The organism is Arthrobacter sp. TJ-270, from assembly GCF_058269075.1.
This window is the reverse complement of the sequence record NZ_JBZCNB010000003.1, coordinates 242,863-252,851: the sequence shown is the minus strand read 5'-3', so window position 1 is coordinate 252,851 and position 9,989 is coordinate 242,863. Positions and strand designations below refer to the sequence as shown.

Here is a 9,989-nt window from a genome sequence, read left to right as displayed (position 1 = left end):
TTAGGTGTGGCGGGGCGGAGCCCCGCACCAACAGGATGCGAGTCTTTCAGGTGTGGCGGGGCGGAGCCCCGCACCAACAGGATGCGAGTCTTTCAGGTGTGGCGGGGCGGAGCCCCGCACCAACAGGATGCCACTGGTGCGAAGGAGAGGGGACGGGCGCACGGCCTGGCGGCCGTAGCGACCCTCCCCACATTCGCAAGTATGCGGTGAATCGGGACTGTCCTTGGTTGGCTACCCAAGCTCAGACGAGCGTGCCTGAACTGAATGAAAACGCTGATCGCCGTCGGCATAGAGCGCCTCCCCGCAGCGAGTTGAGTACTTGAGGGGCTGTCGGTCTGCGACGGCTTCCAGGCCGAGTGCAGACTCCGCGCATGGCATGCGTTGTGTTTCCTTACTCTTCTGCCGTTCTCCTTGCGCGCAGGAACAGCTCTGTGTAGAGGATCGCTCGTAGGAGTTCGGGGTAGAGTGACGCGCGCGCCAGAAGGTGAGGAAGTGGTCCGTCAATCGTCCTCCAATTCGCCTCTACCCAAGGATTTCCTCTCTGCCCCCTGGGGGCGGTCTTGTCCCACCTCGGCTTGCCGCCGAGGATGATTGGCGCCCACCCTACAAGCAGAAGCCGAACGTGCTTCGAGCAGTTGCAACCGCTACATGCCGGCGTGACATTCTCCAGGTTGTGCGGTCCACCCTTCCTCAGAGGGACTATGTGATCGATGTGTACGTTGTCGGTGCTGCACTGAGTGCCGCAGTAGGTGCAGCGGAACTCGAGCGCCGCAAACTTCGTCAGCACGTCAGACAACGTGAACTTCTGTGAGCCCTCGTTGCCGAGTTTGTCAGCTTTGCGCTGGGCGCTGATCAGGCGCCTTCGAAATCGAATGGCCTCTGCATTCCTGGCTCCGCTGGCAAGCTGGGTGCATTTGACGCTGCAATGCTTTGCATTGCGGCGTGCGAACGACATATCGTCACCGCATATCGGACAGCAGCGCTCACCAAGCGATTTTCTCCGTTCGTTGGCGCGGTAGTGGCGCAGGTAGTGAAGGTTGCAACGCCCCGCTTTGAAAGCTTGCGCGGGGTCGGTGAGCGGAGTCAGATCACAGTCGCTCTCAGCGCAAGTAGGAGGCTCAGTGCTCCCAAAGCGGTTCTCATACTCCCAGTGCCTGCGACATAGGCCGTTGTACAGCTTCTTAGCACGACCGCAGCCGTCGCCATGTCGGCATGAGGTGGGGGCGGTTGCGCGCTTCTGTAGTGCACGATGACGTTGATCGTGTGTAGGGCACCGTCCGCCCACGAACTTGTTGTTGCTGACAGTGGGCCGGATATCGCACCCGTCCTCCGTGCAGGTTGCAGCCGACGCATAGAACTTGTGGAAGCGACACAGACCGTTGACGAGCCGTCCCGAGGGGATGCACTCCTCGTTCGAGAGCTGGCACCTCAGTTCGTAGGACCCCTGTCTCTGCATACGTCGCCAGTGCTTGGGACACACTTTCTCGGGTCCGCACAGTTGCCGTGGAGTACCACAAGCTTCGCCTCCATAGGAGCAGGATCGGGACTGATTCGGGTCCGGCTGGGACTCTGGTTCTTCTGTCATGCGACCGAGTGTAGACCAAAGTTTTCCACAGCCTGAAATCGAAGGTAAAGCCCAGATCTACGCGGATTTTCGACAAATTTTGGAAGGAGTTTGGACTGTTCACAGCATAGTTATCCACAACCTTCCAAGTGCTCGTGAGCAGTTCGCCAGCATGTGAGCAGAGGGTGATGCGGTCTGACATGGTGATTATGGGTCACACGGTTATCCGGCGTTGGCCAAGCCCTCCATCTCGCAAGGGACTGCTCACCTTGGCCGTGGCTATGCTGGCGCCGCGGAGTCCGCTGAACCTGCAGCGTCAGCGAGGCACCCGGCCCACAACTGCCTGGAGATCGAAGCGATTCTGGCGAAGAGCGACGACCCCGCAGGACTACAGACCGGTGATGCTCGAGCTGCTCCCAAGTGTCAACTCGACGTCGGCCGACGCGCTCCGCGCCGTCGCCGAAGGGGGAGACTTCCACGCGATGATCGACCTGAGATCTGCGAAGCGGTCCTCTGATTCCTCCAGGTTCGGTGGGCGGAGCCCGCCGCAACGTACGCTAATCACCCCAAGGCGCGGGGGTAGGAGAGCCTGGCAAAAGCTTTTCATCCCGTACGCGGTAAGAGGCGCTAACTACGTCCGGGACGGCGGCGGGCGGGTCGGGGGTCTACCCCCACCCCATTCGATGGAGGGCTGTCGGCAAGGACCTCGGTGGGCGGCGTCAGACCTTCACTGGCTCCCAGATCCGCAATGCTGTCACGCTGATCGAGGGCGGGGAGCCTGGCACCCCGGTCGCCCGTGACCTCGGCAGGTCCAGGGCGACCCTGTACCGGCGATCCGCGAGTTGCCGCAAGCGACGACCATCTGAGTTCCCTGCTGCGGTGGATGTCGTGATGCGTATGGCGTGCCTGAGCACGCTTTTCACCGGGCGGGTCAAACGGACATGGTCACCCCGCCTGGTTTGCGGCGACCCGCACGGAGGCGTCTCAGTCCGCTTGAGGGAGGCGGTCTACGGGCATCTGCTGCGTACCTCCGGGCCCGCCCTACAAGCAAGGCAGCTCAGGCTGTCATCTATCGGTGCATCAGTCGTCAGCGCGCCAACGTCGCGACAGCCCTCCAACGACGTTGAGCAGCGGTTTTGTCGGAGGTGCCGTGCATCCTGATGTTACGAGACCGGATGCACGTAACTAGGAGAAGACAGATGACTAAGGGCCGGATTACCCAGCAGGACCTGGATTGGTGGCTGGAGTTTGCAACCTCCCGGGAGTGGACGTTCGCTAAGACCTATGCCGAGACGGCACCCCACCACTACATCGTCGAAGGGCGCACCTCGGGCGTGACCCACGAGGACATGGTTCGCGCCGCGCGCGTGATCCACACCTTCGGGCAGCCGGGCAAGTACTACTCGCTGACCAAGATCTATCTCCTCAGTCCCGACGGGAAGTACCGCTGGTGGACCGAGGACAACCACTTCACCGACACCACACTGGTCAACCGCGCAACCACTCGGCTGTTCTACGGAATCCAGAACGCACCCTCCACGGTCAGCGACATCGAGTCGCCCTACGACGCGGTCGCTACTATCTGGGACGTCGAGCACCCCATCGGTTCCGGGGAGTCGAACCGTGTCAAGCGGCTCCTCGATGGTGCTCGGGGAAAGTACCCGCCCCACGTTCTCGATATCGGCTGCGGCACCGGTCGAGTGCTCGATCTTGGGCTCGCAAGTGCGGACCGCTACGCGGGCGTTGACTCTAGTCAGGCGATGCTCAACCTCCTGATCCGCAAGCACCGGAAGGCTTCAGCGATCTACCCGGTTGATGTCCGCGATGCACTCACCGCCAACACTTTCTCCCCGGGCCAGTTCGACTGGGTCTTCCTCGACGTTGCGGTCGAGATGACGGCCGAGCAGCACGCCCAAGTGGAGCACATCGCCCGACTCGCGATGATCATGGTCGACGGGCACGAGTGGACTCTTCGTGATGTCGGAGAGAACTCCGCGAAGCGCATCCGCGCGGAGTCCGACTCGATGAGGGTCGCTTCATGAACTGGGACATCGGAGCGCTCATCGCTCTAGACCCTAGGGATCACGGGTTGGGGTGACTCCCGTATTCTGCCGCTGGCAGTCTCCGTCACGATGCGCCATTTTGGAGCGAAGGACAAACGCTTCGGCTGCGGCATCCCGCAATGACCGTCAGAGGCCCTCATCTGCTAAGGCGCGCACCAGTCGCACGCAGAGCTGTATCCGGTCCTCGCTATCGACTAGCCGGCCGCCTTGTGGATTCTGCTGGACCAGAACCCGCAACTGGTCATTAGAATCGAACGCCGTCAGGGCCTTGGCGACCTTGGTCTCGACGGTCTCACGGTCGTCTGGAAGGACGAGTTCGAAGGAGTCGTCATCACAGCGAATCTCGATGCGGGACTTCTTGAGCGTGAGGCCTGGGTCGTCGCGGCGCCACCAACTTGGTTTCTCGGCATAAGAACCAAGCGAGCCGTTGACCCAGGCCGCATGTAGCAGTGCGTCGCTGAAATAGGCGGTGTAGTTGCTACCGTAGAGCATCCGGAGGCGCTGATAAGCGAATCCGCCGGTCGTGCTGTCGTAGGTGCCGTGGTAATAGCCATCGCCCTTCGAGCTGCGGGCGCCGGAGTAGCGGACGAGGTAGTAGCGCCAGTCGTAGAAGTTGCGGGACTCGCGTTCAGCGAGCCATTGGGCGCGGATCGCATCGAGGGCGTCGCTCGGCTGATTCGTACCGGTCGCCGCCCGTGTGGCGACGTCGTCCAGCAGAGCCATCAGCGGCTCGCGGATGTTCGCGAGATTCGCCCGAGACCCCGTGGTGAGCATGTCGGTCCAGGAGTCGTCCTTTTGGGAACTTCCGAGCTGGCGACGCCTTCCCGCCGAGCCAACTCCGCGTGAGTAGTCCCCTTTCGTGAGCAGCGCGGCGCCGAGCAGATCGCGCAGTTCCGGCCGACTCACGTCTGCGAATGCTTCAGCACGTGCTTCCAGCGTGGCTGCATCGAGCTCGAACGCCATGATGCGTCCGCGAACCAGTGGGTGGTCTTCGAGTTGATGCACGGCGTCAACGGCTTCCGGGTGCTCGTCCAGAAACGACCACTTGAGGACCTCATCAGCAACCCAATCGCTTCGGAAGGCCCCTGAATCCTCCAGGTCGCCGTGAACGATCAGCTTCTCGGTCTGTGCGACGTAGGCAGGCATGCGATTGAAGTCGAGGAATGCGGCAGTGACATTGCGTAGCGAGCGCAGGCGTTTGCCGATCTCGGCCTGACTTATCGTGTCGTCGGCCTGTCGCGCGAGCAGGACTCCGAAGAGGAGCAGCGTCTCTTGTGCCGTGAAGTCGGACCCGTACCGGACGATGCAGCCACCGAACAGGTCAGGAGTTGTGGAAAAGAGCGGAATCGGTCCTTCCCCGGCGCTGCCGGCGGTGAACAGCTTGCTGAACTCGGCGCTCGGGTCGGGAGGAACTCTGATATGGGCCACGGGATCGGCGTCAATCCACGTGTCGAACGCGTGGAAGAAAAAGTCTCGATTTCGAGCGGCATGTTCGTTGTCGGGGCCGGCGAAGGCGAGTCGGGCTCGTTCCTCAATCGGCCAAAGCCTTCCTGCCTGCTTGTCGTGCCACTTTCGGTCAGGCTTCCCGTCGCGCCACTCGCAGATTTCGATGATGAAAGTGAGGTACCGCTCAAACTCGTCGTCGATCTTGTAGTCGCTCGCCGCTCGCTTCTCGTACTCCCAAAGCAGGTCGGCCCACACTCCGTCGATGCTCTCGACGAGGTGCTTGTGCCGGTCAGGGTCGGCTGACTTGATGATGCTTTCGAAGTCCGCCTTAAATATCTCAAACGTGGTCAATGGCTTCCCGCGCGAGTTCATCTTGATATAGAGGTCTTCACCGTGGGCGATATCGACGACGGGGAGGAACAGGAACCAGATAGCACTGTTCTGGACGTCGGCAGGGCGAGCTGCGAGCCGGTCCCACACGGCGTCGATTTTGTCGGCGTGCGGGTCGAGCCGTCGATGGATCGCGTCGAGGATGACGAGCATCGATGAGATGGTCGGGTCGTGGCGCCATGGGTAGACGTACCAGGGCTGGTCGCTGATCCAGACCGATGGAGAGGCCAGCCCGCCTGGATACGGGTTTTTGGCGATTGTCTGGGTGAAGTCTCGAGCGGTCGGCCGGGTCGAGTAGGAGAAGCCCAGCCAAGGGGCGTCCGGGTCGAGCTTGCCTGCGCGCGAAGCGACGTACCAGTGCAGCAAGAACAGGGTAGTGAGGCGTTGTTGGCCATCGAGTGGCTGCAGGACTCCGGCTTGAACGTCGCCGTACACGAAGTCGAGACCCATGTGCCTGTCAGTCGTGGCGGCTTCGATGACCTTGTCGAGGAAGCGGTCCCGGAGGGCGCTGACCTCCTCGTCAGGTCTGCCCTGCGCGAAGTCGCGCTGGATGATCGGGATCTCGATCTCAGTGATGCCCGGACGGTCTCCGACGGGTTCGTCGAATAGGCCGAGGAACGTGATGGGGTAGCCCTTCATGCGTGGACCTCCTCAGCGGGAGAGCTCTCGACAATCAGGAAGTGCTCCACCTTGTCGATCAACGCGGTGAGGTAGTGGGCCTGGTCCTGTGGACCCCACAGGGAGAGTTGCTGGTCGGCCGCGGCCGTGTAGTACTTCAGGAAGACGTTACGGGTGCAGGGCAGGATGTAGGCCCCATCCTGGTCGAGCCCGATCACCTGTTCGCGCTTAAGGGCGAAGACCGCGTTGTTCAGCTTGCTGTTGAGGTCGCGTTGGAGCAGCGCCAGATTGCCGAGTCCGTGCGTGTCCTCATCGGTGGCGTCAGCGTCAGGAGCGCTGAACAACGCCAGGACCTGCCGGAAGATCCAGTCGAAACCCCGCTCATCGGTCTTACCGTCGGCCATGGCCAGATGTGCGTTGATCTTATCGATGATCTCGTCCACATCGGCCCGCTGATCTGGCGGCCAGTGAGACTCTTCAATCTTCTTCTTGTGCGTCCGTAGCCAATCTCGACGTTCGGTCTCTTTCTGGAAGGCTGCGGAGTTCTGTGCGTGGATGTGTTCCAGCGACCAGTTATCGACGTAGGCGTGGAACGAGAAGCGGCTCCCGATGTCCCTGCTGCCGAGCACGGTCTCGACATTCATGAGGAGCAGGACGTCGGTGCACTTGCCGTCGTCCTTCCCGTAGCGCAAAAGGGAGACCTTGTCAGTAGTGAGATTAAGGCGCTTGCGTGTTCGTTCAACGAGCTCCTTTTGGAAGACCGAGTGCGTCCGGGATCGGGATAGATCGATGAGTTCTTGGATCGAGTCACCAACCTGGATGAGGTAGCCGATCCGGTGGTAGAGATCGCGGTCCTGGAACCACCCTGTCAGCAGTCCGTAGCGCTCGACGACGTCGCGCCAGAAGGCGGCCGTTCCCCGCTTGGCGATGTCCTCCTGGACTTTGCTGAAGGTCCAGTAGCGGGGCCGCTCTCTTAGACCCGCCTTCGGCGTCATGGACTCGAAAAGGAAGTCGATGTGGGTCGACCTCTCGGTCGAGGAGCGCGTGAGGAATGCCCAGAACTGCGGCTCACGAAGATCCCTCTCGAACCCGTCCCATTGGGCAGCGATCTCCTGTTGCCGCCCCGACTTGCCGCCGGCTGCGCCGCTGTTCGATAGCACCACAGCCTTGATCAACTCCGAGTCCGTCAGCGGGATGCGATCACGGTTCAGGCGCGTGAAGAGTGCGGTGGCGTCGGTGCCCGGCGGCGCCTCGTACCAGATGACGTAGACCCAGTTAGCGAACGCCGTGTGGAGATTGATGGCGGCCTGCGTGGCGTTCGGCTGTTCGTCGAACCACTCCCCAATGACGTCATACGCCTGGGCGATGTGGTAATAGTCGATGTTCTCGTCACGGCGCGAGAAGTCGAGAGTCTCCAGGAAGTCGCGGCTCCCTTGTCGGGTTTCATAGGTGAGCAGGTAGTCCAACTTGGAGTCGGCGATCTTCGTGGCGACATACTTCGTGATCAGGAACAGGGTTGTGAGCCGCTGCTGGCCGTCGACGAGTTCCCAGCTCCCACCATCGCGCTTCAACACGACGATCGGCTGGAGATAGTAGTCGGTGGGCTCTCCCCTGCCGGCTTTGCCCTTGTGGGTCTTGATGTCCTCCAGAAGTTGGCGCACTTCCTCGCGTCCCCACCGGTAGCCGCGCTGGTACGCGGCGACGAAAAACTCGCCCTGGATGAAGGGCTTGTCGCCGTCGCCCTTCATCACGAGCCGGGGCTCAATCGTCGCCTCTGATCGAGCTGATTGCTCAGCGTGTTCCCCCATGAGATAAGACTCTAGTGGGATGCGCCGACAAAGTGGAGACGCTTGCGATGACGCGGGTCGTCGCGTCATCGGGGCGCAGCGCACACCTGACTCCAGAGAGAACCGGTGGCTTCCAGATCCCGGACCTGCAGTGCTCTATCCCGCTCGGCCAAGCTTACCCGGTTGGCTACTCGATGGACTCACGGAAGAAGTCCTCGCTGGCGGCCGCGGCGTTGAAGAACGCCGTACGGGCACGCCGCCCTGCATGAACGGTTGTGGATTCGGGTCGTGGCTCCCAGTTCCGGTCCCGGCGCTTCGTGGAATCGCAGCGTGATCATGGCCTGACCGGTTCGATCGGTAGGGTCGGTGCGTGCGCGGATAACACCGCCATGGAATCGTTCTTCTCGCTGCTGCAGAAGACGCTGGCTCACGCGACAGGATCGGCGGCTGGCCATACGACATGGATCGAGTGGTCTTACCACCGCCGGCGACGGCAGCGGCGACTGGGAAACTTACGCTCATCAAACATGAAAGAATCAACCGGTCCGCTCTCATAGCGGCCTAAGACCCCGAGTCAACAAACGCCGGGCCAGTCCCGATTGAGTACAACTAGCCGTTGTTCTCTCGGATATAAGTGACACCGAAAGCCTTGACCTGGCGGTAGCTTTGGAGCCTAGTCGCGAGGTCGAAAGTATCCCCAGTGACGTACTGGAAAATGTCCAGACCGCGTCCGAGAACTATCCTCCAGCCTGTGTCCGTAACGATCGAACGGTCATGCAGACTGTTGTTGAACGACACGTCGAACTTGATCCCAGCAACGGCTGCTCCCTGCTGGACCTTCAGTAAGAGTTCAAACTGCTTGCGCAGCTTACTGTCATCATCGGCGTTTTCGGAGGTAATGAGCTTGACGGTCACCTCCTCGGCGGGGTCCTTCACGGCGGCGATGCTTTCAACCAGTTCCATGACGTTTCGTACTTGATGGAACTGGCGAACGTACGGATCTGTAATTGTGACCAGCTTGGCCCCACGCAGGTAAGGGATGAGCAGCGTGCTGAAGGCGACTCCCCGCTGGTTCTCCTGGAACTCAAGGTAACCCTCCAAAATGGATGCTTCTACGGCGGCCCCCGTTCCCATCGGTGCTTCAGTCGAAGCGCCCGGCACAGCCGGCTCAACTGCGGCCTTTCCTCCCTCATCCTGGCGCCGTTCACGGTGGTAATAGTCTGGATACTCTTCTTCTTCGAGCGTGGAGACGGGATGCCACGAATCTGTCTCGTCGAGGTAGCCGAATTCAACCTCGGCCATCGTCGAGTCGATACGCAGGATCTGATCTTCGTCAAGCTCCTCAGACGCAAAGTCTTCAATCGCCTTCTTGTACTCCGCCAGCTTCGTCGACTCCCCCATGCCGAGTGCTTACCGGAAGGCCGGGTACTCGGCCAAGAAGGTGTCCGCCATCTTCAGATACATCTCCTCCTGACCGGGAAGGCGCCGGAAGTAGTCCGGGGCAAACGACTTGCTGATCTTTAGCCGCATGTTCTGGTACTCGGGGTTGTCCAAGCTGACAATGTTGCGCTGGACGCCTTTGGCGAGCGCTTCGCGGACATCGGGCGAATCACCATGCAGCTCGTTCCGGCTGATCGCAAACTTGAGCTTGACGCCCTCTTCCTGGGCCTCGCGATTGGCCGTGCGGTACACGTCCTCCATCGCTTTATGGAACTGCTCACCTCGAATTGAGATGACCCGAACTCCGCGTGCAGCAAGGCCGGCCACAAGTCCTGTGAAGAAGTCGTCAAGGGTCATAGACTGCCGCTTGGTGCCGACGGCTGTCATCGCATTCTCCGATCTGTTCCCTCTTGCATGGTGTCGGATGTGGTTATCTATACTTTCGACAGCACCCAGAGCACTCGCCCCTCTTATGCGCAACCACTAAACCGCCCAGAGCACTTTATGTTACATGAAAGCCTAGTCCTCCCCCAGATCAGATTCTGCAGACTCGCTGTCGCCAATCCGAGGGTCTTTTAAGCGAAGTCCTGAAAAGATACGAATGTCCCGTGGGGCTAGACCGAACGGAACAGCGGATCGCTTTGATTCGCGTTGGGCCAACAGTTGAGCAGCGCATTCAGG

At 60.8% G+C, this 9,989-nt stretch carries 6 protein-coding genes and 1 pseudogene; 2 read left to right on the top strand and 5 right to left on the bottom strand.

Annotation, left to right across the window (positions count from 1 at the left end; translation table 11 throughout):
- Window positions 1-391 precede the first annotated feature (391 nt).
- On the bottom strand, window positions 392-955 hold the full coding sequence (locus AC4D2M_RS08460) for an HNH endonuclease (RefSeq protein ID WP_490891227.1): 564 nt from the start codon (window positions 953-955) through the stop codon (window positions 392-394).
- 1,808 nt (window positions 956-2,763) lie between these two features.
- On the opposite strand from AC4D2M_RS08460, the gene AC4D2M_RS08455 reads away from it, so the two are divergent.
- On the top strand, window positions 2,764-3,606 hold the full coding sequence (locus AC4D2M_RS08455; protein WP_490891226.1) for a class I SAM-dependent methyltransferase: 843 nt from the start codon (window positions 2,764-2,766) through the stop codon (window positions 3,604-3,606).
- Between the two features lie 147 nt (window positions 3,607-3,753).
- Here the strand turns inward: AC4D2M_RS08455 and AC4D2M_RS08450 are convergent, their stop codons facing one another.
- Together AC4D2M_RS08450 and AC4D2M_RS08445 are read right to left on the bottom strand one after the other, a co-directional pair.
- A complete protein-coding gene (locus AC4D2M_RS08450) occupies window positions 3,754-6,102 on the bottom strand; it encodes a DUF262 domain-containing protein (protein ID WP_490891225.1) in 2,349 nt (782 codons plus the stop codon).
- Entirely contained in the window at window positions 6,099-7,889 is a 1,791-nt protein-coding gene (locus AC4D2M_RS08445) for a DUF262 domain-containing protein (protein ID WP_490891224.1), read from the bottom strand. The genes AC4D2M_RS08450 and AC4D2M_RS08445 overlap by 4 nt, the downstream gene beginning before the upstream one ends.
- A 161-nt stretch (window positions 7,890-8,050) precedes the next feature.
- Between AC4D2M_RS08445 and AC4D2M_RS08440 the strand changes: the two are divergent.
- A pseudogene (locus AC4D2M_RS08440) lies at window positions 8,051-8,433 on the top strand (DDE-type integrase/transposase/recombinase); the annotation flags it as partial.
- A gap of 44 nt (window positions 8,434-8,477) precedes the next feature.
- Here the strand turns inward: AC4D2M_RS08440 and AC4D2M_RS08435 are convergent.
- Both AC4D2M_RS08435 and AC4D2M_RS08430 read right to left on the bottom strand, forming a co-directional pair.
- Entirely contained in the window at window positions 8,478-9,269 is a 792-nt protein-coding gene (locus AC4D2M_RS08435) for an MIT C-terminal domain-containing protein (protein ID WP_490891223.1), read from the bottom strand.
- A gap of 9 nt (window positions 9,270-9,278) precedes the next feature.
- On the bottom strand, window positions 9,279-9,695 hold the full coding sequence (locus AC4D2M_RS08430) for a hypothetical protein (RefSeq protein ID WP_490891222.1): 417 nt from the start codon (window positions 9,693-9,695) through the stop codon (window positions 9,279-9,281).
- Window positions 9,696-9,989: the final 294 nt, after the last annotated feature.

Excerpts from the sequence above, each read along its gene's own strand:
- AC4D2M_RS08460 (WP_490891227.1), bottom strand. The coding sequence starts at position 955 with ATGTCGTTCGCACGCCGCAATGCAAAGCATTGCAGCGTCAAATGCACC.
- AC4D2M_RS08455 (WP_490891226.1), top strand. The coding sequence starts at position 2,764 with ATGACTAAGGGCCGGATTACCCAGCAGGACCTGGATTGGTGGCTGGAG.
- AC4D2M_RS08450 (WP_490891225.1), bottom strand. The coding sequence starts at position 6,102 with ATGAAGGGCTACCCCATCACGTTCCTCGGCCTATTCGACGAACCCGTC.
- AC4D2M_RS08445 (WP_490891224.1), bottom strand. The coding sequence starts at position 7,889 with ATGGGGGAACACGCTGAGCAATCAGCTCGATCAGAGGCGACGATTGAG.
- AC4D2M_RS08435 (WP_490891223.1), bottom strand. The coding sequence starts at position 9,269 with ATGGGGGAGTCGACGAAGCTGGCGGAGTACAAGAAGGCGATTGAAGAC.
- AC4D2M_RS08430 (WP_490891222.1), bottom strand. The coding sequence starts at position 9,695 with ATGACAGCCGTCGGCACCAAGCGGCAGTCTATGACCCTTGACGACTTC.